At 42.4% G+C, this 24355-nt stretch carries 17 protein-coding genes; 11 read left to right on the top strand and 6 right to left on the bottom strand.

The genetic code is table 11. The features are described 5' to 3' along the window. Positions 1-255: 255 nt before the first annotated feature. Complete coding sequence (gene priA, locus CZ367_RS14295) at positions 256-2673, bottom strand: replication restart helicase PriA (RefSeq protein WP_077197628.1); 2418 nt, start codon at positions 2671-2673, stop codon at positions 256-258. Between the two features lie 316 nt (positions 2674-2989). Between priA and CZ367_RS14290 the strand changes: the two genes are divergently transcribed. The 10 genes from CZ367_RS14290 (at position 2990) to CZ367_RS14245 (ending at position 13902) form a co-directional block, all read left to right on the top strand. After that, a complete protein-coding gene (locus CZ367_RS14290) occupies positions 2990-3607 on the top strand; it encodes a hypothetical protein (RefSeq protein ID WP_077197603.1) in 618 nt (205 codons plus the stop codon). Positions 3608-3619: 12 nt separating this feature from the next. Next, a complete protein-coding gene (locus tag CZ367_RS14285; protein WP_077197602.1) occupies positions 3620-4177 on the top strand; it encodes a cob(I)yrinic acid a,c-diamide adenosyltransferase in 558 nt (185 codons plus the stop codon). A gap of 47 nt (positions 4178-4224) precedes the next feature. Next, complete coding sequence (locus CZ367_RS14280; RefSeq protein ID WP_077197601.1) at positions 4225-4446, top strand: DUF2795 domain-containing protein; 222 nt, start codon at positions 4225-4227, stop codon at positions 4444-4446. 268 nt (positions 4447-4714) lie between these two features. Beyond that, positions 4715-6817 (top strand): prolyl oligopeptidase family serine peptidase, encoded by a 2103-nt coding sequence (locus CZ367_RS14275; protein ID WP_077197600.1) that lies wholly within the window; start codon positions 4715-4717, stop codon positions 6815-6817. Positions 6818-7144: 327 nt separating this feature from the next. Continuing rightward, positions 7145-8086: a PorP/SprF family type IX secretion system membrane protein gene (locus CZ367_RS14270; protein ID WP_077197599.1), complete on the top strand. Its 942-nt coding sequence runs from the start codon at positions 7145-7147 to the stop codon at positions 8084-8086. Positions 8087-8097: 11 nt separating this feature from the next. Continuing rightward, on the top strand, positions 8098-9588 hold the full coding sequence (gene porK, locus CZ367_RS14265) for a T9SS ring complex lipoprotein PorK/GldK (protein WP_077197598.1): 1491 nt from the start codon (positions 8098-8100) through the stop codon (positions 9586-9588). Further along, entirely contained in the window at positions 9588-10373 is a 786-nt protein-coding gene (porL, locus tag CZ367_RS14260; protein WP_077197597.1) for a type IX secretion system motor protein PorL/GldL, read from the top strand. The genes porK and porL overlap by 1 nt, the downstream gene beginning before the upstream one ends. Before the next feature lie 74 nt (positions 10374-10447). Next, entirely contained in the window at positions 10448-12037 is a 1590-nt protein-coding gene (gene porM / locus CZ367_RS14255) for a type IX secretion system motor protein PorM/GldM (protein ID WP_077197596.1), read from the top strand. Between the two features lie 68 nt (positions 12038-12105). Beyond that, entirely contained in the window at positions 12106-13158 is a 1053-nt protein-coding gene (gene porN / locus CZ367_RS14250) for a type IX secretion system ring subunit PorN/GldN (protein WP_077197595.1), read from the top strand. A gap of 111 nt (positions 13159-13269) precedes the next feature. Beyond that, a complete protein-coding gene (locus CZ367_RS14245) occupies positions 13270-13902 on the top strand; it encodes a porin family protein (protein ID WP_077197594.1) in 633 nt (210 codons plus the stop codon). Positions 13903-14044: 142 nt separating this feature from the next. Here CZ367_RS14245 and CZ367_RS14240 read toward each other — a convergent pair whose 3' ends face one another. The 4 genes from CZ367_RS14240 to CZ367_RS14225 form a co-directional block, all read right to left on the bottom strand. Further along, positions 14045-15070 (bottom strand): IS110 family RNA-guided transposase, encoded by a 1026-nt coding sequence (locus CZ367_RS14240; RefSeq protein WP_077196551.1) that lies wholly within the window; start codon positions 15068-15070, stop codon positions 14045-14047. 525 nt (positions 15071-15595) lie between these two features. Further along, on the bottom strand, positions 15596-17011 hold the full coding sequence (gene tnpC, locus CZ367_RS14560) for an IS66 family transposase (protein WP_237581882.1): 1416 nt from the start codon (positions 17009-17011) through the stop codon (positions 15596-15598). A gap of 680 nt (positions 17012-17691) precedes the next feature. Beyond that, positions 17692-19206 carry a hypothetical protein gene (locus CZ367_RS14230; protein ID WP_077197592.1) on the bottom strand — a complete coding sequence of 505 codons (1515 nt, stop codon included), beginning with the start codon at positions 19204-19206 and terminating at the stop codon, positions 17692-17694. Between the two features lie 62 nt (positions 19207-19268). Beyond that, positions 19269-22070, bottom strand: coding sequence for a TonB-dependent receptor (locus tag CZ367_RS14225; RefSeq protein WP_077197591.1), 2802 nt, complete (start codon positions 22068-22070; stop codon positions 19269-19271). Positions 22071-22799: 729 nt separating this feature from the next. Between CZ367_RS14225 and CZ367_RS14220 the strand changes: the two genes are divergently transcribed. Beyond that, the gene (locus CZ367_RS14220; RefSeq protein ID WP_237581880.1) at positions 22800-23825 is read left to right on the top strand and encodes a transposase; all 1026 of its coding nucleotides are present in this window, start codon (positions 22800-22802) and stop codon (positions 23823-23825) included. Between the two features lie 133 nt (positions 23826-23958). Here CZ367_RS14220 and CZ367_RS14215 read toward each other — a convergent pair. Then, on the bottom strand, positions 23959-24355 hold a 397-nt coding region (locus CZ367_RS14215), incomplete at its 5' end, for an IS66 family transposase (RefSeq protein WP_144006055.1).

Below are 24355 nucleotides of genomic sequence, written 5' to 3'. Positions count from 1 at the left end.
AGAGATAGGATTTATTTTACAGATAAATATACAGTTAAGCCCAAATCGGTCGTTAGACTTCTTCGAGATTTGCGAGCTTATTTTGAGCTATTTTTGTTTGTTTTTGAAGACGTTTAGCGAGCTAAATAACTGAAAAAACAAACGAAAAGAGCCAAAATAAGGTGCAAAGACGAAGAAAAGCATAACAGCTAAATGCTTTAAAAAGCCTTTGCGGGCTAATGAGCGATTTGGGTTAAGCGAGTGTTCTTTTATCCTTTACAATGGGTCAACATCATAATATACGGTCAATGCGCCATAGCGTTTTTCTGCCATCATTGCATCTTTTACTTGACGTAGATAGTTCTTGGCAAGGCGATAGTCTAACCCATTTTCCAGTTTCAATACTATTTTGCGAATATGCAGGGTCTTTATACGTGCTACGGCTGGTTTGTCTGGTCCTAAAACACGAGTACCAAAGAGTTCGCGGAGGCGTGAGCCCATTTCTAAGGCTGCCGAGTTTACTGTGTCATCATTGCGGTGCTTCAGATAGACATACACCAAATGATAGAACGGAGGATAATGAAATTCTTTGCGTTCTTCTAATAATGAGGCATAAAAACCGCTGTAATCGTTGCGTACTACTTGTTGAATAACGGGCAAATCGTGGTTTTTGGTCTGCAAAATCACAAGCCCCCGTTTGCCTTTTCTGCCTGCACGACCACTCACTTGGCTCATCATCATAAAAGCGTGTTCGTAAGAACGGAAGTCAGGATAGTTGAGCATTGTGTCAGCATTGAGTATTCCCACAACCGAAACCTTATCAAAGTCTAACCCTTTAGAAATCATTTGCGTTCCAATGAGCAAGTTGGTTTTCCCTGAAGAGAAATCGTTGATAATCCGTTCGTAGGCATTTTTGGTGCGTGTAGTGTCTAAATCCATTCGTGAGACACGTGCTTCGGGGAATATATTCATTATCTCGTCCTCTATCTTCTCTGTTCCATAACCTCGTCCACGTATTTCCTTGCTTTCGCAGTTTGGACAATGGTCGGGCACACGATAGGTGTAACCGCAGTAATGGCACGTAAGCAACGACATATTCTTGTGATAGGTTAGCGACACATCACAGTTCGGACACTTAGGCACCCACCCACATACGTGACACTCTACCATAGGTGCAAAGCCTCGTCGGTTTTGGAATAGTATGGCTTGTTCGCCATTCTCTAAAGCTGTACGTACAGCCGCAAGCAGTCGAGGAGAGAACATACTCTTCATCATTTTTCGACGTTGGAGGTCTTTCACGTCTACCACTTCTATTTCGGGCATCTGTATGTCTTGATAGCGAGTAGCAAGGGTTACCATTCCATACTTGCCTTGTTGCGCATTGTAGTAGCTTTCCATTGACGGAGTAGCTGTACCGAGCAGGGTTTTAGCTCCATACATCTGTGCTAAGACTATGGCTGCCGAACGTGCGTGATAGCGTGGTGCAGGGTCTTGCTGTTTAAAGCTCGTCTCATGTTCTTCGTCTATGATAACCAAACCCAATTGTTTGAAAGGTAAGAATACTGCACTTCTCGCACCAAGGATAACATCGTATGGGTGGGCAGAGAGCTGTTTTTGCCATATTTCCACACGCTCTGCATCGCTATAACGACTGTGGTATATTCCCAACCGATGGCCAAACACACGCTTTAAACGTTCCATAATTTGCACCGTAAGAGCTATTTCTGGCAAGAGATAAAGCACCTGTTGATGGTCATTAATGGCTTTCTGAATAAGATGGATATAGATTTCGGTCTTGCCCGATGAGGTTACACCGTGAAGAAGCGTAACGTTGTGGCTCATCATTTGCAACAACAATTGATTATAAGCCGTGGTTTGCGCCTCGTTCAGTGGTTTTATGCGTTCTTCGTCAGCTGTCTCTCCGCAACCAAGTCTGCCCACTTCACGCTGATAAGTGCGCAGAATGTGCTTGTCTATAAGGTTGCGAAACAGGGTTATTGTGCTATGTGTGGTGTTCAGAAGTTCTTCTTGTGTAACTCGTTTTAGGCGCAATGTGTCGACATTGGTCGTCGTTACATCTTCAAGAAGTAGGGTTGCATCGGCTGCAATGCCCGACAATTCAAGATAAGCAATGAGTATTTTCTGTTGCTTTGTGGCACGTTTCAAACTGTCTAAAGCTATGTGCAAGGCTTGTTCGTTGCGGTATCGTTCGTCAAGGCAGACGTATGTTTCCATCTTAGGTCGATAGCCGTCTTCTGCTTTTAGCCCTGAAGGGAGCGCAGCCTTGTACACATCGCCCAAAGGAGACATATAGTAGTCGGCTACCCAGTGCCATAAACGCAGTTGTTGAGGCAAGAGTACGGGCTCGTTGTCCATCACAGAAAGTATCTCTTTGTAGTTTACAGACTTTCTTGGTTTAGTCTTTGCTCCTGTTGGTTCAACCTTTGTCGTTGTTAGCTCAACTTTTGCCGTTGTTGGCTCTATCTTTGTTTCTGTTGGTTCAGTTTTTGCTTCTGTTTCATCAATGTTTAAAGGCGCAGGCATCGAGTTGCACACTCCTACATACATCTTAGTTTTGCCAAAAGGTACAAGCACTCGCACCCCAATCTGCACCTTTTTTTCCATTACTTCGGGTACAGCGTATGTAAAAGTTCCTTCTAAAGGAAGTGGTAAAATGACTTCGATGTAGTTCATTGCAGTAAGCACACAACGTTAAATCTGTATATTTCGTGATGCAAATAACCATCTCTCGTTGGTAAAACTTTCAGTTCCACCCGTTATAATGATGTTGCAAACGAGTTCTAATTATGTTAGAAAACAATTATAATGATATTGCGAACAAGTTACAATTATGTTAGAAACGAGCTATAACAATGTTGCAAACGAGGGCAAAGGTACTTATTTTAACTGATAAAATGGGCGGAACACAATGATTTTATCGGTCTGATACTTCTCATTTTCATAATTTTTATGTAAGTTTGCACCACTTATAAAAAATAGAGAAACATAGATGTTGCCTTACGAAATAAAAAGAATAGCGATATGGTTGCAGCGTATGAAGTATGCGCAAGGATTTGGTATACAGTCGCCTTCCGCTTTTTCGTTTGACAGGAAGGTGATAAACGACCATAATAAGTACGAGGCTTACACACAACTATTGGCTTCAGGCAAGGTAACAAGTCGTTTGGAACACAAGAAAGCACGACTGCTTTTTCGGCTTAGTCGCTTTGCTCAAGCTCACTCGTTCGTGTTCTTCCCCTCTGTCATTCCCAATTACGAAAGTTATATCAAGGCTGCCTGCCCCAAAACAAGGGTAGTTTCAGTCGCAATAGAGGATAAGCCAGAACCAATAAAGGATAAGTTAGAGCCCATAGAAGACAAATCAGAACCAATGGTTTATTATCTTTCGCTCGCCGATAACTACCAACAATGGTACGAAACCTTGAGAATGGTGATAAACGAACAAAGTTTTCTTATCGTAGACGATATTAATAAAAACCCCGTAACCAAAACTTTCTGGCAGCGCATTGTAGCCGATGAACGGGTAAGCTTTTCTTACGACTTATACTATTTAGGCATTGCCTTCTTTGATAAGCGACCTAAACAAAATTATATCATAAACTTTTAAAGCTCCAACACGATGAGTAAAGTATATACAAAGACAGGCGATAAGGGTACAACAAGCCTTATTGGCGGAACAAGAGTAAAGAAATGCGACCCGCGCATCGATTCTTACGGGACAATAGACGAGCTTAACGCACAAATAGGGTTGCTCTCAACCTACATTACAGAGGAAGAAACACTTACGTTGATTGCCGAAATGCAAAATGTATTGTTCAACATCGGTTGCAATCTCGCTATGGGTGAAGACTTTAAAAAGGAGCTTAAAGAATCGTCAGTTCCACCTGTACTCATCGAACACGTAGAGCAAAGCATCGATCGTATGCAAGGTATCATTCCCGAGCTGCATTGTTTCGTTATCCCAGGGGGCAGTCGTTCGGCTTCCATTGCTCACGTTTGCCGCACCGTCTGTCGTCGTGCCGAACGCCTCATCATAGCTTTAGATGAGACTTCGCCTGTCGATGCGAATGTATTGACATACATCAACCGCTTGTCAGACTATTTCTTTATTCTCTCACGTTATCTCAACTTTATAGAGAAAGTAGATGAGAAAAAATGGGAAAATCCTTGTAAATAAGAAAATAAGTGTTATTTTTGCACGCAATTACAAATAATATTAAACCTATGTATTGGACATTAGAATTAGCATCAAAGTTAGAGGACGCACCTTGGCCAGCAACAAAAGACGAATTGATTGACTATGCAATGCGTTCTGGTTGCCCACTCGAGGTACTTGAAAATCTCCAAGAAATAGAAGACGAAGGAGATGTATATGAAAGCATTGAAGATATTTGGCCCGATTATCCATCGAAGGACGACTTCTTATGGAATGAGGACGAATATTAAAAAGAAGAAGTAAACCCATCGCAAAGATTTTGTGGTGGGTTTTTGGATTTTAGTCGGACTGGTCAGACGGGTCGGACGGGTCGGACGGGTCTGACCATTCTAAAAAACCGCTAACACCTTATTAAGATGCTCTTTAACACCTTTAAACTTGCCTAAGTCCACTAAAAACAAATATTATTTCTTATCTTTGTAAGCAGAAAAACTTAATCAACAATAAATCTGAGAAAGATAAACAAAGCAATTGAAACAAAAATTCTATAACTAAAATATGAAAAAAACATTATTCTTGTCAGCATTTGTACTGGCATCAACAACTATGATGGGACAAAAGATTACCTATCCTAAAGCACCGCACGACGCAACAGTGGACGAATATTTTGGCACTAAAATAGCCGACCCTTATCGTCCTTTAGAAAACGACCGCAGTGCAGAAACCACCGCTTGGGTAGAGGCTGAAAACGCTGTAACTAACGCTTATTTAAGCAAAATACCCTTCCGTGGCAAACTGTTGAAGCGTCTTAAAGAGGTAGCCAACTATGAACGTGTGCGCATACCTTTTGAGAAGCACGGCAAATGGTATATGTATCTGAACAACGGACTGCAAAACCAAAGTGTGCTTTACCAAATGGACAAACTCGGAGGCGAGAAGCGTGTGTTTCTCGACCCTAACCAACTGAGCACCGATGGCACAGTGGCTTTACAAGGTATATCGTTCTCTAACAACGGCAAATATTTAGCTTACGTCATCTCACGCAGCGGTAGCGACTGGCAAGAAATATACGTCAAGGATGTAGCAACAGGCAAAGACCTTACCGACCACATAGAGTGGGCTAAGTTTGGCGGAGCTGTATGGTATGGAGACGGCTTCTATTACTCGGCTTACGATGCACCTCAAAAGGGCAAAGAGTTTAGCAGCAAGAACGAGGTACACAAGGTGTATTACCACAAGATAGGCACACCACAGAGCGAAGACCAACTGTTTTATCAGAACCCATCACGCCCATTGTGTTTCTATCACGTAAGTGTGAACAAGGACGAAACCGTTATGTTCCTCTACGAAAGTGGTGGTGGCTCGGGCAACAACCTCTTCATACGCGACCTTCGTCGTCCTAACCAGCAATTTACACAGCTCACCGACAATATGGAGTTGCAATACACCCCTGTCGAAATCATTGGCGACAAGGCTTATATCTTTACCAACAACGGTGCGCCAAAGAATAGATTGATGGTAGCCGATGTAAAAAATCCTGCTTTCAACAATTGGAAAGAGGTGCTGCCAGAGGGTGAAAGCGTATTGGAAGATGTAACTTTCATAGATGGAAAGATTGTTGCAACCTACGCAAAGGACGCTGCAAGCCACGCCTATCTTTACACCTTGGACGGTAAACAGCTTCGCGAGATAGCTCTCCCTGGGGTAGGTAATGCAAGCTTCTCTGGAAAGATAGACAGCAAGGAATGTTTTTATAGCTTCTCTTCGTTCACTACCCCTGCCACTATCTACAAGTACGACATCGCTGCAAACAAGAGTAGCGTGTACACCGCTCCAAAGGTAAAGTTTGACACACGTGCTTTCACCACCGAACAAGTGTTCTTCCAAAGCAAGGACGGTACACGTGTACCAATGTTCATTACCTATAAGAAGGGCTTGAAGCGCAATGGCAACAACCCTGTATTCCTCTATGGTTACGGCGGCTTCAATGTTGCCCTTCACCCAACGTTCTCTCCAATGCGCATACCATTCCTTGAAAATGGCGGTATATACGCCCAAGTTACCCTCCGTGGTGGTAGCGAGTATGGCGAAGAATGGCATCTTGCAGGAACAAAGATGAACAAGCAAAATGTATTCGACGACTTTATCTCGGCAGCCGAATATCTCATTGACAACAAGTACAGCAGCAAAGAGCGTATGGCTATTGTAGGTGGTAGCAATGGCGGATTGCTCGTAGGTGCGTGTATGACACAACGCCCCGACCTCTTTAAGGTGTGTATTCCGCAAGTAGGCGTTATGGATATGCTTCGTTACCATAAGTTTACCATCGGTTGGAACTGGGCTCCCGACTATGGAACAAGTGCCGACAGCAAAGAAATGTTTGAGTATCTCCGAGCTTACTCCCCACTCCACAACCTCAAGCCAGGCACACACTACCCTGCTACCCTCGTTACCACAGCCGACCACGACGACCGTGTAGTGCCTGCCCACTCGTTCAAGTTTGCAGCAACATTGCAAGACTGCCAAGGCGGCAATGCACCTACGCTTATCCGCATCGACAGCAAAGCTGGTCACGGTAGCGGCAAACCATTGAGCAAACAATTGGAAGAACAAGCCGATGTGTACAGCTTCATTTTGTACAATATGGGCTTAAAGTACTAAAAACGCTATCGGATTAATCGACAAGCAAAAACAAAGCGTGAACTATCATCGTTCGTAACGAACCTAAAAGTTCACGCTTTATTCATTTGCAGCAACTCATAGCAAGTTCGCAAATCAACCAATATCTCTTGATGCACAATTTATGACCTATATTACAAATAGGACAAACGAGAAGCAAGCAATACTCAATATAGAGCAATAAATAAACCTTTACGACAAGATGAACAAAACAATTTTATGTATAAAAGACTGACGATGTGTACAATATTAAAAATATTTTATTCGCTTCATAATGCAATAAATCTTTTTCCATAACGTTATTTATTCGTGTTGAAACGTTTAATACTCATAATAAGCCTCTTTGTCTCGGCTGCAACAAATGTAGCTTGGGCGCAATACGATGCCTCCTTTAGTCACTATTGGGCTATGGAGCCATCGTTCAACCCTGCTGCAGTGGGCAAAGGCAACAAGCTAAATGTGGTGGGAGCTTACGCAATGAATTTTGCAGGCTATCGCAACAAACCAAAGGTGATGTATGTAGGCGCAGACATGCCGCTCTACTTTATGAAGCAATACCACGGTGTGGGTACATCGATAATGAACGACAAGATAGGTCTGTTCACCCATCAACGCATTGCAGGACAATATGCTTATCGTAAAGATCTTTTTGGAGGTATGCTCTCGGCAGGTGTGCAGTTGGGACTGATATTAGAGAAGTTTGACGGGTCGAAACTCGATTTGGAAGACGCCAACGACCCTGCATTTGCACGTGCAGAAGTGACGGGGCAGTCGCTCGATATGGGTTTCGGTGCTTACTATACCCATAAGGATTGGTATGTGGGCGTATCGGCACAACATGTAAACGCTCCAATGGTGGCATTAGGTGAAAAGAACGATTTGCAGATAGACCGCACCTATTATTTAATGGGCGGATACAATATAAAGTTTAGAAATCCGTTCTTATCTATACCAACCTCTGTATTGGCACGCTATGATGGTAAAGCATATAGAGCTGATGTTACGGCTCGATTGCAATATACCAACGATAAAAAGGTGATGTACGGAGGCATATCGTATAGCCCTACAAACTCGGTTACAGGCTTTATTGGTGGAAGCTTTCACGGCATAAACATCGGCTATAGCTACGAAATGTACACAGGTACAGCTGATGTAGGAAACGGCAGCCACGAACTATTTGTAAGTTATCAAACAGATATAAACCTTCAGAAAAAAGGCAGAAACAAACATAAAAGTGTAAGATTTCTATAGAAATAAGAGATATGAAAATGAAGAAAAGTATATTCACGCTTTGTCTTAGCGCAATAGTACTCGCGTCGCTTAGCAGCTGTTTTGGTGGCAAGTCGGCATCATCATTGGGTAGAGGTGGAGAAGTAACTGGTGTAGGTGGTGGAAAATCGTTCCGCGAACCAGCTCCCTTCGGTATGACGATGGTAAAAAGAGGTTGGTTGAAGATGGGTGTAGAAAAGCAAGATAGCCTTTGGGGAAAAGAAACTCCAACAAAGGACATATCTGTTGATGGGTTTTGGATGGACGAAACAGAAGTTACAAACTCAGAATACAAGCAGTTTGTAGAATGGGTGAAGGACTCTATTCTTCGCACACGATTGGCAGACCCAGCATACGGTGGCGATGAAACCTATATGATAACCGAAGACAAGAATGGCGACCCTGTAAAGCCTCACTTGGACTGGAGCAAGCGTCTACCACGCAAGCCTACAGAAGACGAATTGCGTGCGTTTGAAAGTCTTTATACCATAAATCCTGTAACAGGAGAAAAGAGCATTGATGCAAAACAACTAAACTACCGTTACGAGATATACGATTACACCACAGCAGCACTCCGCCGCAATCGTTTGCGCCCAGAGGAACGCAATCTGAATACTGATGTTACGGTAGACCCTAACGAGGTAGTTATGATTTCTAAAGATACAGCCTACATTGACGATGAAGGCGTAATACATCAAGAAACCATCAACCGACCATTGTCTGGTCCTTGGGACTTCTTGAATACATACATTGTCAATGTTTATCCTGACACAACCTGCTGGGTGAACGATTTCCGTAATTCGGAAAACGAAACTTATCTTCGCAATTACTTTAGCAATTCCACTTATAACGATTTCCCTGTTGTAGGTGTAACGTGGGAACAAGCTAATGCGTTCTGCGCTTGGCGTACCGACTATTTGCTCAAGGGTTTGGGCAAGGAAGCACGCTTTGTACAACGCTATCGCCTTCCTACCGAAGCAGAATGGGAATACGCAGCTCGTGGTAAGAATCAAGACGAGTTCCCTTGGGAAAACCAAGATGTGAAGAGTGGTAACGGCTGTTTCTATGCCAACTTTAAGCCTGATAGGGGTAATTACACCAAAGACGGCAACTTGATAACCAGCAGAGCTGGAATTTATAGTGCCAACTCGAACGGCTTGTACGATATGGCAGGTAACGTGGCAGAATGGACAAGCACCATCTATACCGAGGCTGGCGTAGAAGCAATGAACGACCTCAACCCGCAATTAGAGTACAAGGCGGCAAAGGAAGACCCTTACCGATTGAAGAAAAAGAGTGTGCGTGGTGGTAGCTGGAAAGACCCTGAGAGCTATATCCGAAGTGCTTGGCGCACTTGGGAATACCAAAACCAACCACGTAGTTACATAGGATTTAGATGCGTACGCAGCTTGGCAAGCTCGTCAAGCGAGGCTGCAAAGCAAGCAATGAAAGCAAGTAAGAAAAGTAAAAAACGTAGAAAATAATGACACAGTACAGTAAATATAATGTTGTGTATCGTCTGCAAAAATGGATTGATACCGTTCCTGGGCAAACCTTCTTGAACTATGGTTATAGTTGGGGTGCAGCCGTCGTAATCTTGGGTGCATTGTTTAAGCTTACCCACTTGCCAGGTGCAAACATTTGGTTGTATCTCGGTATGGGTACTGAAGTCATTGTGTTCTTCCTCTCGGCTTTCGATAGACCTTTCGACAAGACTGATGACGGAAAAGAAATACCTACTCACTTTGAAGAAGAAGAGTTGGAAGACGAAGCACAAGCGGCTTACGCCCCACAAATACAGACCAACACAACAGCTATGAACGTGGGTGAAGTGGCTCGACAAACGATGCCAACAGCCGATGCAATTGCGGCAGCTGTAGTAAATCAGCAAAGCCAAGTAATCGCTAATGCGGAACAACAGACTCCTGAAATGGTAGAGGCACAAACCAACTATGTGGATGCACTGAAGAGTCTGACTGATATGTTGGGTAAAGTAAGTCACCAGAGCGAACGCCTAACACGTGATAGTGAGGAAATGGAAAACCTTAATCGTACGCTTACAGGCATTACAAAGGTTTACGAAATGCAACTCAAGGGCGCAAGTCAGCAGATTGGCACTATCGACCAAATAAACGAACAGACACGCAAGATGGCTCAACAAATAGAGCAACTCAACAAGGTTTACGCACGTATGATTGAGGCAATGACCGTGAATATGCGTGTGGCAGCTCCTACAACACCAGCTCCACAACCCACGGGAGAAGAGTAAAAGTAAGCCCAAAAGAGAGGTACTGTAGGTTGCACAGCTACAGAACGTGTTATAATAACTTAGAAACAAGGTAAATGGCAATCATAAAGAAAAAGGTTTCCCCACGTCAGAAGATGATCAACTTGATGTACATCGTTCTGATGGCAATGCTTGCATTGAACGTCTCTACGGAGGTGCTCAACGGTTTCTCTGTAGTGGAGGAAAGCCTAAACCGCACCACGGGAAACTCTACAAAGGAGAATTCTGCTATCTTCAACGAAATAGAGAAGATGATGCAGAAAAACCCTCAAAAGGTGAAGGAATGGTTTGCTATGGCTTCGACCGTAAGAAATATGAGCGACTCGTTGTACAACTACGCTCAACAACTGAAGGTAGACATAGCAAAAGAGGCTGACGGTGAAGACGGAAACCCACTACATATAAAGAATAAAGACAACTTGGAAGCAGCAAGCTACGTAATGTTGGCTCCAGGAACAGGCCAAGGACACAAACTATTCAATGCTATCAACAGCTATCGCACACGCATCTTAAAGTTTGTTACCGACCCTCGTCAAAAGAATTTAATAGCAAGCAACCTCTCAACAGATGTTCCTAAAAGCACACTGAATAAAAACTGGGAGGAATATATGTTTGAAGATATGCCTGTGGCGGCAGCTATTACATTGCTCTCAAAATTGCAGAGTGATATTCGTTACGCTGAAGGTGAAGTGCTGCACACATTGGTGGCAAACATTGGACTAAAGGATTTGCGTGTAAACAAGTTGGAAGCTTTCGTTGTACCAAGTCAGACTCGTCTTTACCCTGGCGAAACACTTACAGCACAAATGTTTATGGCTGCAGTAGACTCTACGCAGCAACCACAAGTGTATGTGAATGGTCAACTCATCAAAGGCAACCAAGTCACAGTGAAAGCTGGTGCACCTGGCAAACACACTCTATCGGGATATATCTTGATAAAAGACCTTGTGGGTAACGTTATCAAAAGAAACTTCTCGCAAGACTATTGGGTAACAGGCGGTCCTCAACCTGAGCGTTACATCAGCCCAGATGGTATGCAAAAGACACCAGCCTTTGAAGGTATGGCGACAATTGCTGCCGACTTGATGAACGTACTGTACGCAGGATTTGATAACCCTATCACCATAAGTATTCCGAACACAGCACAAAGCGAGGTGCAAGCAACAATGACAGGTGGATCCTTAGTGGCTCGTGGCGGCGGTAAGTTTGTGGCACGCCCTACAAGCGTTGGAAAAAACGTTACCATATCGGTATCGGCAAAAGGACGTGCAATAGGCAAATACGAGTTCCGTGTACGCAAATTGCCAGATCCGTCTCCTTATATTACTATGGGTAGCGACCGCTTTAAGAGTGGCGCATTATCAAAAGCTGCACTAATGGCAGCACCTGGCATCAAGGCTGCTATTGACGATGGCTTGTTGGACATCCCATTTACAGTAACCAGTTTCCGCACCGTATTCTTCGATAATATGGGCAATGCAGTTCCTTTAGCAAGCAATGGCGCACAATTCTCTGCACAACAGAAAGAGCAGTTCCGCCACTTGAGCCGCAACAAGCGCTTCTATATAACCAATGTTGTGGTACACGGTCCTGACGGCACAACACGCACGCTCAACGGACGCAATATGGAGGTAATAGTTCAATAATAAAAATAGATAATCAACGTTCATTCTTCGATTGTCGAAGTACTAACGATTTATAGACGATATAGACAATGAAACGAATAGCATTAATAGTATGTGTTGCTTTAGTAGCTTTAGGTGTGAGTGCACAACCTGCACGCCGTCGTACAGAGCAACAACAGAAAAGAAAATCGAATACAAACACGATAACTACTCGTGCACAGATTTCGTTCCCTACCACTACTCCAATGAACGAAGATGTGGTGTGGAGACGTGACATCTATCGTGAACTAAACCTCGTGGAAGATGCTAACGCTGGGCTCTACTACCCTACTGAACCTGTAGGCTCACAAATGAACCTGTTCACCTATATCTTCAAATTGATGATGATGGGACCACGCAATGGAGGTATCTCGGCATACGAATACCGTATGGATGGCAATGAGGTATTTACCGATTCTGCACGCATCAAGCCTTTGCAGTTCTTGGACAACTATCACATCTATTACGAACGCACCAATCGTGGTATTCGTCTTGACAACAGCGACATACCATCTGCAGAAGTGAAAGGTTACTACCTAAAAGAAAGTGCATATTACGACCAAGGTACATCTACATTCCATCGCAAGGTTATAGCCCTCTGCCCTATTATGGCACGTGCCGATGAGTTTGGAGACGGCGAAGTGAAGTATCCACTCTTTTGGGTGAAATATGACGACTTAGCACCTTTCCTCTCAAAGCAAACCATTATGACGAGCAATCTCAATAATGCAGCAACAATGAGTGTGGAAGACTACTTCACAATGAATCGTTATCAAGGCAAGATATACAAAACTACCAATATGCTCGGCAGAACGCTTTCGCAGTATTGCCCAACCGACTCAGCAATGACAGCTGAACAAAAGAAGATAGAAAAAGAATTGGTAGACTTTGAAAAGAATATCTTTGGCGACCAAGCAAAACGTGACAGTTTGGACAGCATTGCAGCAACAAAAGAAAACGTCAAGACTACGAAACGTAATCGTCGCACACGTAGAGGTGGAGGAGAAACAACTTCAGCGACTTCAACTAAGAAGAGCAAAACTACACGCAATACTTCTACCAATAATTCAGCACGTGTTTCGGTACGCCGTCAGCGACATTAAGCCAAAGACAAGATGCAATGAGAATAAATTCAAAGGAAATATAAGTTTAATCCAAACGCTCTTAGCAGCTACCCAATAGTAGTTGTTAAGAGCGGTCTTATTTTTAGTAATATGAAGAAAATATTCACTTTAGCCCTCGTTTCATTGGGCTTATTCGCAGCAATAGCAGCAAACGCACAAAGCGTTAAGTTTGGTATCAAAGGTGGTTTGAACGTTACAGATATGCACCTTAGCAGCAAAGTATTCAAGAAGTCTAACCAGATGGGTGGCTTTGTTGGACCAACCGCTAAGTTCTCACTTCCTATCGTAGGTTTGGGCATTGACGCATCTGCACTCTACGATTACCGCTCAGCAAAGGTAAATACTCCATTAGGAACTGAAGAGACTATCAAGCAGCAACAATTGGCAATCCCTGTAAACCTCCGTTATTCTATTGGCTTGGGAAGCACAGTCAACTTACACTTCTTTGCAGGTCCACAATGGGGACTTAATATTGGTGATAAAGATTTCAAATGGGATAAGCAAAGCAGTTACTCATTGAAAAAGAGCAATTTCAGCGTAAATGCAGGTCTTGGTGTTACCGTTATGGGTAATTTGGAAATCAGCGCAAACTACAATATCGCTTGTGGAAAAACTGCTGAAATAGAGCCTTTAAAATTGGCAGAAGACCTTACAAAAGACCTCGTTAAGAAAGAAAGCAGCCGCAATAATTCTTGGCAAATTGGCATAGCTTACTTCTTCTAAGAAATTGCTGAACAGTACAAATAAAAGAACCTATTTTCAAGGAGAATGGGTTCTTTTTTTATGCTCAATAGAATTTAGAACATCATTAACCCCAAATCGCTTTCTATGTTAAAATCCAAATGTTTTGACCATTATTTTCAATTTATGCTGAGATTTTATAATCAGGGGTGAATGTTTGGCGGTTTCTAACCATTGCAGTGACCAAATGCACAAGTTTGTTCTTGACATTGTTCAATGCAACTTGCTTCTTCTTTCCGCGTTCCACGAGGCGCATATAGTACCTCGCCATAACGGGATTGAATTTGACGGCAGCCAGTGCAGCTTGTGTCAGCATGGCCTTTATCTGGCGGTTCGCCATATAATGTACATGCGGATCAGAATGCACACTGGTGCCAGAGTCTTTTCCGAATGGGGCTAAGCCGTAATAGCAGGCAATCTTGCGCGAGTCGTAGTTGAAACGACGGAAGTTGTCTGTATACACCATCAGACAGACAGCGTTCTGCGTTCCTATGCCAGGCACCGAGGTCACGATTGTGAACACCTCGGTGAGCTCTTCGTCCGACTTAATGAGCTCGGCGATTCGCTTGTCTATCTTCTCTACTTCCTTGTTGAGTTCTGACAGGATATGCCTTCCGCTCTGCGAGATCATCGTCTTGATAGGCGATTTCTCCATAGTGAGCTTCTTCTCGCCTCTACGCACCTGAAAGCTGCATCTATGGCGTACCACCATTTGACGATACAGAAACAGCTCTCGTAGTTGTGCAAGTGACTCGCTAAGTGGCTCGTACATAACGGCTTTGTCGTGATTTCTCATAGCGTATTCTGCAATCATCGAGGCGTCGGCGCGGTCAGACTTCAATCGTCTGAGACCTGATGCGTCCTTGATGCTCTTGGCGTTCTCAAGCCACATGTCGTAGCCTTTGCCGTAGAGGAAGTTGCATAGTCCTTTGCTGTAGTCGCCAGTATTTTCACCGCAGAAGAGCCACAGGGAAGGATCGATGCCGTAGGAATTCTTCTCCACCCACTTGACCAGTTGCTTGTAGCCAGACACTGTTGTCTTGAACTCGTTGAACACTCTTGGGGCCGTTTCTGTCAGACCGTCTGCAAAAATGATAGCCACATCAACTTTTTCTTTCGAAAAATCAACTCCGATAAATAAATTCTTCATATATTTGTACAATTTTATTAAGTAGAATTGGTCGATAGTTGTATGGACTAGAACTCTAAATAGGCTTCGTGTCGATAACTTTCTATCTGGTCTTTGCAACTATGTCGATGAGGTCCGAAACGATTTATAGCTTTTAGCTGGGTCGTTAGCTGGTTTACCTCTTCGACAGACCGATTCTACCTTTTTACAACAAAGGTACGAAACTGTCTTTAGCAATCATAGTTTTACCTTGATTATTTAATGTTTATGCGACTGCGTCGCATTCTTCTGCAAACTTAGAGGTCGTTAGACTTCTTCGAGATTTGCGAGCTTATTTTGAGCTGTTTTTGGTTGTTCTTGAAGACGTTTAGCGAGCTAAACAACTGAAAAACAAACGAAAAGAGCCAAAATAAGGTGCAAAGACGAAGAAAAGCATAACATCTAAACGCTTTAAAAAGCCTTTGCGGGCTAATGACCTCTAAGTTTGCAGAAGAATGCGATGCAGTGTAACTACTCAGTACCCCTATAGAAATAGGTATGCTGCCTTTACCCTTGCAAATTAGCAAGGGCGAGCAGTACGTCAAATTTGGAATTGCCGTTTTTCTTGGCGGTGTCAGTCACCGAATGCAGTTTCATGTAGATGTCAGCACCAGCGTCTGTTCTGAAGCAACCACTTACTTTCTGCTTGACTTTTATGTTCCTCACGCCTCTCTCACTGGCATTGTTGTCATATGGAACTCGCTTATCGGTGAGGAAGGTGAAGATGTAGTCATGGCATTTGTAGAGTCCTTTTTTCAAGGCGTTGAAGTCCTTGTGTAAGTGATTGGTGCTTTCTTCAAGCAGTCTGTCGAGCCTTTCGTAGAAACCGGCTGCAGCCTTTTTGACTTTCTCCATCGTTTTGCTTTTCCTTAGGTGAATCGCATTCTGCAACAACTCCGTAAGTCTCGTTGACCATGTCTGGTTCTTATCCAGGTCTGTGAGATATTGTATGTTCCTCAATAGATGCGCAATGCATACCTGATGTCCTTTGACGTTCAGCCTGAAATAGGTACTGTGCCTGTCCGTCACGAGCGTGACATCAGGAAGGTCGTTGGGGAAATGCTTCCTCGTTGCGGCCTTGCCGCGGGATTTGTCCTGGAAGAGATAGGTGAGATTGTCGTTCTGGAAGACCCATGCCCAATGGTGCTCCCCACCGACGTACAGCCCAGTCTCGTCGGCGCCAGCGACTTCGGCCTCTTCGATACGGTCGCGTATTTCCCTATAGGCATTCTCCGATTTCTTTCCCATCCGGGTCAGTATGTTCTGCACCGTTCCCTGGCTGATATGAAGATGGAATACATCGCGCAACATCTCGCACAGCCTTGCAAAGGGGATGTACTGGGAATGTCCGAAGTAAGCAATTATGGCATTTAGATTAGGGCCGTATGAAATGCGGCTGGTATACTTCTTTGAGGCTCTGCACTTGTTCGTGTGCCCGCATTTGCAGCGTTTGCCGAGCAGCACGTGCTCCGTAGTGGTGGGTTGTATGGAGGGAATGTCGACAACCTGCGACTTGCCAATCACCTCGGCCTCCACATCAGCGAGTGACTCGCCACAACACTCGCACACATCATCAGGATGGTGGTGGACAATAAAATCTGGATCTTCATTGGTCTCAAGGAAATGCCCCTCATGCCCGGGCTGACCGCCTGTCTTCCTGTCGCTCTTCTTCCTGAGCGACTTAGTGTGACGAACAATCTGGTTTCCTATTGAGTCTTGGGTGGGCGGAATACTACTGTTGCTACTGTCCTTTGGTGGTTCCTCATACTTTGACAGGCGTTGCCTCAGATCCCGTATGGTTTTATCCTTCTGGTTTACGAGACGGTTGAGACGGCTTATTTCGGTATCCTGGTCGGATACCTTCTTCTCCAACGAAGCAAATCTGTTTTCTATCGTCTGGAGTACATCTGCCTTGTCTGTCACTTGCTCATTCACGCTGCAAATATACTACGTAAATTCATTTCCTGCAAGAGTATTAGAAAACTTAAACAGTTGAGATACAGATTGTTAAATGTAATATGGCGACTTTTAACAAAGCCTACCCCAAGGCGCGTAGGGGACTATGTTGAGTCTCCGAAAATAGATACAAAACACTGGTACATAGGCGAATAAGCGTGCTTTTGCTACCATCAAAAGGTATTTCACATCCTCTCGGGCAGCCGTTCGTTTACTATTTGGAGCGGTTAGTTTTAACACTTCGGATTACTCTCTGATGGATTTACCATAGGGGTACTGAGTAGTTACTAAAATACACAAATTCAACATTTTGTTGGGCATTTTTCGCTTTTGTGAACTTTATCGTAACAGTTACCAATTGCAAATAGAATAAAGTTTAGAAATGCAAATATTCATTTACTATCTGATATTAATGAAATTAGAATAACTGGTGCATTTTGTCAAACGTTATAATTTTTCGTTGGGATTCAGTTTCGACTCTATCATAAGATGATAGTATTGTCCAAATCTGAATCCGACAAATTCTATCAATATAGGCTGTTTTGTCTTTCAAACAATATATTAGAAAAGCAAGCAAACTTGGTTTTAAAACCTCACTTGCTTGCCTAAAAAATTGAATTATGTCAGTTAAAAATTATTCTTGCCCATTAATAGTCTGCATTCTGTGGGTCGAACTCAGTCCAACCTGCTGTCCAATCGTCGTTTGCAGAGAAAGCTCCAACGTAAGGAACAGAGATGAAACCTGTAAGATTTTGGAATGAAGCTGCATTGAGGATAGGACTTGCTGCAAGTGGTGTGTAACCGTTCATTCCTACAAGTGTTTCCCATGTTGGCAAGATATTATTGCCACTTTGAGCCTTAAAGAAAGTTGATGTGAATGAAGGCTTTGTTGGGTCGGTTACCTTGTTTTTGTAATCAGTTACCAACTCATCTTTGTAGATTTTGTTGTAATCTGAACCAACAATATCCATACCTGCAAGCCAAATGTTGTTCAATTTCAATGCACCAGCTGTTGCTGCTTGTTGGGTTGCACCCTTTTCATTATCTAAGATGACACCAATAGGATAACCAACTGCCAAAGAGTTGTAACAACTCAAGCGAGAATTTCTACGAATGTGCATGGCTGCTTGGAATTTTCCGAGTGCTGAACCATTGTTTGGATTCATTGTACCACCATTAATATAATCAACAGAATTTACAAAACTTTTGTCCATCTTTGGACCAACGAATGTTATATTAGAGAATTTTGCTGTTGTGTAAGGTTTTACGTCTGAACCAGAAGCATTATTATCGCTTTCAAAGCCGTTACTCTGTGAAGTATCAGCAATTTTAGAATCGCGAATTACTAAACCAAACTGTACGTTACCACTAAATCCATTGTCTGTATCAAAATCATCGTCCCAACCTCTGTAAGCTATAAGATATTTTGCATTAACTGTACCACCAAACCATTCGTAAGAGTCATCATTTGAGTAAGAAACTTGAATATGGTCAAGTTGAGTTTTGCTACCTACTGAGCCAAGTGTCAAGCCATTGATTTCCTTATCTTTCTCGAATGGGAAGCCAGCAAACTCGATGCGTACATAACTCAACGCTCCTGAATTATCTTGATTGTCATTTCCACCATGTTTTGTGCGAGGGCCGCCTTCAATTTGCATTTCCGTTTGGTTGTTCACAGCACGTCCACAAAGAATAATTCCTCCCCAATCGCCAGGTTTTCTGCTACCTTTTGCTTGCGCAGATGTAAATATAATTGGTGCTTTTTGATTTCCTATGGCTATCAACTTTCCGCCTCGTTCAGCAATCAAAGCAGCCTTTGTAGCTTTATCACCCTTTATAATCGTTCCTGGCTCAATGGTAAGTTCAGCTCCTTCAGCAATATAGACCCAACCTTTCAATAAATAGGTACCACGCTTCAAGGTTTGTTTTCCTTTGAAAATGAATTCTTGGTCGCCATTACCGATTTCTTTTCCATTAGCATCTTCTTTGCCATTGGTAAACAGAACGTTGCTACATGTTTTGATAGAGCCCTCTGTACCCCATTGATAAGCGGTTGGCTGGGTTGGTGTTACAACAGTTTCGTCATCGCTACTACATGCGGTTAATCCTGTTGCTACGGCAAGGATTGCCATGAATCCTAAAGTTTTCAAATTTTTCATCATAATATTTGCTTTTAAATAAGAGATTTTATTTATGAATTTTATTTCCTTTTTTAAGTTTTATCTTAGAAATTATAGATTGCAGAGATACCTATGTTTTGTCCAGGTTGGTATGAACGTGAAACTTCTGTTATCTCTTTATGGTCACCATTTGGATAAGTAACGTTCGCAAATTGTTTGTAATAAACCTTCTCTGCCAACAAATCACGAATGCTTAACTTCACTTCAAAATGTTCACCAAATTTCTTTGATGCAGTAAGGTCTATCATGTTGCGAGGCATTTCGTAGCTATCAGGAACACGAGAATTTACATCGTTACCTGAAGAAGTGCCTTCGCTGCGTCCCACACCAATGATTCTTTTTCCGATTCTGTTATAAAGCAAAGCAATACTAAGCTGATTTTTTGTATCATTATAAAATATTCCCGTGTTAATTAAGTAAGGAGATTGACCTTGCATTGGACGGTTTTCTTCTTTAGCACCTTTCTCAAAGTTCACTTTACTCTTTATCAATGCTCCATTAAACGACCAACTAAAGTTAGAAAGTCCGATGAAATCAAGTGTCTTTTTAATATCAAGTTCAACTCCAAAGTTATTGGCTGAAAGCGCATTCTTGTAAGAATATATCAAATCAGTACCACCTGCAACCGTATAAGTCCACTCAATAGGAGAGTCGAAATTCTTATAAAATGCTGCAAAAGAAATTTGTTCACCTCTGCTTGGGTAATATTCGTAACGTAAATCAACGTTGTTGATATAAGCATTGGTAAGATTTGGATTACCTTGAACATTGGAAGCGAGGTCGAAATCATAGAATACTGATGAAGAAACTTCTCTAAATTCAGGTCGGTTAATACTTCTTCCGTAAGACAATCTCAACTGATGTTTGTCGTTAAACTTATACGTTGCGTTGATAGAAGGGAAGAAATCATTGGTTTTATAGTAAGTACTTACATGACTTATTTCCGTGTCTTTTGTGTTCGAAACCAACTCCATATTGTTGTGTTCGAAGCGAAGACCAGCATAAACGCCTAACTTTCCAAAAGGCAAAGATACCGTAATGTAGCCTGCTCCCAAGGTGTTGTGTCCGTCATAATCATTGCGGAAATGCATTTGTTCTAACAAATGGAGCTTATTCTCACCAAAGTTAGCCTCATCGCTCAGCAAGGTTGGTAAATCCATATATCTGAATCCAGCGGGCATTTCATTGTATGCTACATTCCAATTGTAAATAAATTCGCGCGTTTTATACTTTCTTGTGCGATATTCTCCATAGCCTCCCACTTTCAAAAATGGTTCCCAACCATTAAAATTAAATTGGTGTTTGTAGTTTACTCCAGTTGAAACGATATGCTCATTTAGCTTCGTCCATTCGCGAGAAATATCGTTTCCAGTAGAAAGTCCCATTTTATCAGTTTCAATAGCATCGTCGATCAAGTAACGACGACGGTCTGGTATGTTTCTATTTGCAAAAGCATATCCTACACTCCAATCTAATTCGTCTTCATTCAACAAGTGTTTTCCTGTCAATTGCGTATTAAAAATACTTCTACTACGATAGTACTCTTCAGCAGCATTTTCCTTATTCGACTGTGCATTCACGCCCTCTCGCCAAGTATAACGCTGATTGCCGAGCTGATTAAAGATGTTTTTTAAATGAAATTTGTGATTTCCATTGGCAGATAGATAGGTTAAATTCAACATACCACCTAATCTCACGTTGTGATTAAATTGTTCGTCTTTCGAATGCCTTAGATAATTTTCCTTATCGTTTTGGGCATCGTAAATTCCAAAAAGATTATTTTCCATGTTTCGGTAACTTCGGTACTCGTTGTTATAACTTACCACTGCAATCATACCCAACTTGTTGTCACCAATATGCCACTGATGGTTCCAATTGGCAGAAAACTTAAAGTCGCCTAATGGCTTTTTAGTCCTAACTAACCAATTATTATTAAAACCGTTATTCAAAAGGTCGGTCAAATCGCCTGATAACTTCTTTAATTCCCCATTGATTCCACCTTTTAAACTACGTAAACCACCATCAAATCCTAAAAAATCTGTACTCGAACCTTTGTTACTTTTAAAATCTTGAAAGGCCGATTTTGTATTCCAATTACCACCAAGGCTCAACGAAAATGAGTTTTCTGATGGTATTTCCTTTGTATTAACGATGATAAAGCCGCCACTGTAATCAGCAGGATACTCAGCTGAGGGAGTTTTTACCACTAATAAATTATCAATTTGTGAACTTGGAATAATATCGAACGAGAAAGCGCGTGAGTCTGCTTCCGAACTTGGCACAGCTCCCCCATTTATCCATACGTTATTGTATCTTTGCGATAAGCCACGCACCATTACGAACTTATCTTCTATCAAACTGATTCCTGGAACACGTCTGATAATTTCACCAGCATTGGAATCTTGTGTTTTTGTTATTTCTTGTGCCGAAATGTTACTCATCATAAATGGACTATTCTTTGCCATTTGTACAACCGATGCTTGGGTTGTTTGTCGTCCATTAGCTGTTACCGTAACCCCAGCTAACATTTGTTCGTCTTGGTCTAACTCTATATTAAGAACTTGTGTACCGTCTTTTTCTGCTCGTATGCCACTTACTTTTTTTGGCTTATACGACACATATTTAATTACTAATACATAGCTTTGCTCGTTCAAATTGGTGAGCAAAAACTTTCCATCAATATCGGTTACTCCTAAAAGTTTACCCCCTTCCATTTCTATAGTAGCCCCAATCAATGGTTCTTTTGTTTTAGAATCCTTCACCATGCCACAAATCTCTTGTGCCATAGCATTTAAATTTACCAAAAGTAGCGTAGCGATTGCTACTAATTTTTTTTTGCTTTTCATTCCTTATTTATCGAATTTTTATTGACGATGCAAAGGTACGAGAGCAATATTACAGAATCGTTACTATGATTTTATCAAAATCCTACAAAATTATTACATATTTATTACAGATATAAAAATGGTTTGTTTTTCCGTAATAATAAGATTTTATTCATTAAAAGCTAATAAGATATGATGTTCCAATGGCTAAAAATGCATGTATTCACCACTCTTTTTGCTATTTGGAGGCAGGAGGTCGTAATCAAATAGGACACGAACGGCATAACTTTTACTGGCTTTATAAGTAAGCGAAAGACCTGTCCTATTCCAATTCTTGAATGAGTACTTGTTTCTATGGATTTTAGGTTGGGGCGATAATGTACAAATTCTGGTAACAAGCGACTTCCCACTAACCAACGATTAGAAAGTGGGTAAGAGAAATAGGCTCCTATGCCCAATTTCAAGGCATCAACTGAATTATCTTCAGTTTTAACATCATTGACAATAATACGCATGTGACTAAGCGAAGCCCTACCTCCAACTCCAAAATAAGGATTTAGGAAGTAAGCGCCCTCAATTCCAACCAAGCAGTCTGACGAGGTTTTCAATTTTACTCCTTCAATCAACACTCTGTTAATAATCACATAATTGTTTGAAAATGAGCGAGTTGACTAACCAAACATAACTAAATAAATCTGGCTAAGTTCCTAATTTTCAGTATCCTTATAGTTTATTCAAGACTTAAAAAGTATGACATTTTCAGAGCCACTTAGCCAATATGAGGAGATCCTCAAGAATGCAATCCGTACATCAATGAAAGAATCTGGTGCAAAGTTAGCAAAAACTTTCCAGACTCTGCTCATCGAGATACTGACTTCATATATGATTTTACCCAGAAAGATAAACTTCGCACAGATGGCTCGCTACGGCAAGCACGGCGAGCAGACCTATCGTCAGAATTTCAACCGCAAGAAGAAAGACTGCATCGATTGGCTTCTGTTGAACCTGTCTCTTGCAAGGCGTGTGTTGGAAATGGAAGGCTTACTTGCCATTGCCATAGACCCATGCTATATCAGCAAGGCCGGGAAGAAGACTCCTCATATCGGACGGTTCTGGTCGGGATGTGCAGGGGCGGTGAAGCACGGACTTGAAATCATGGGCATCGGCTTGCTGGATGTTGCCAACAACAAGTGCATGATGCTGCGTGCCCATCAGACAATAGGGAACTCCGCGCTGAAGATGAGGAACAAAACACTCGTCGAATATTACATCAGTGTTATGAAGCGGTATTCAAAGAAACTGCTGAGTATCACTGATATAGTAGTGGCTGATGCATTCTTCTCCACATCCACGTTCGAGAAGGGCATATCGGAGCTTGGCTTCTATCTGGTCAGCCGCTTCCGTGACAACGCTTGTCTGCATTACATTCCCAAGGGGAAAAAGAGGCGTGGACGACCAAGAGTCAAGGGAGACAAGATTGACTTGGCAAACCTCAACCTCTCATGCATAGAAGAACTGCACATTGATGGACTGGACGGAAAGGCTCTGAAGAAGAGGGTGCGACTTGTCATCTGGCGAATGCCCGGTGGAAAGTGCAAGTTGTTCTTCTCGACAAAACTCTCAATGACGGGTGAGGAAGTATTGAAGACATACCGCACTCGTTTCCAGATAGAGTTCTGCTATCGCGACAGCAAGCAGTTTACGGGACTTATGGATTGCCAGGCAAGACACAAGAGCCAGCTGGACTTTGCGTTCAAGCATCGTTCGCCTCACTGAATGCCGCCATTGTCTTCATGAAAGACAATGGCATGGACAATTCTATGGCAAAAGTTAGTAAGCATCCAATATTAGCCGACTTTCACACCAACAAATAACCCTTATATGTCTGGCAGCATATAAGGGTTATTTGTTATTTGAAGTTTGAAGGTAGCATTTTCGTGAGTTCCTCCTCCGTCATATCTAGCAGGGGCTTTGAAAGGATTTCCTTCATCCATTTGTATGGCTCTATGTCTGCCTCCCTGCAACACGCCATAAAGGTATAGAAGATGGCGTTGTTCTCCGCTCCCTCATTGTTACCACAGAACAGGTAGTTCTTTCTTCCAAGCGTGATGGGTCTGATGGCCTGTTCCATAAGGTTGTTGTCTATGTTGAAGCGTCCGTCCTGCACATACCTGCCAATGCGTATCCATACGGCGAAGGCATAACGCAGTGCCTTCTCCATAGCTTCGCCTGGGGTGTACTGTTTGTGTACATCCAACATATAGGTCTCCAAATACTTAAGAATAGGGTAAGCTTTAGCCTTTCGT

Source organism: Prevotella ihumii (assembly GCF_900155655.1).
In the GTDB taxonomy this organism is placed as follows: domain Bacteria; phylum Bacteroidota; class Bacteroidia; order Bacteroidales; family Bacteroidaceae; genus Prevotella; species Prevotella ihumii.
Note: the sequence above shows the minus strand (reverse complement) of the source record. Positions and strands in the feature narration are given on the sequence as shown.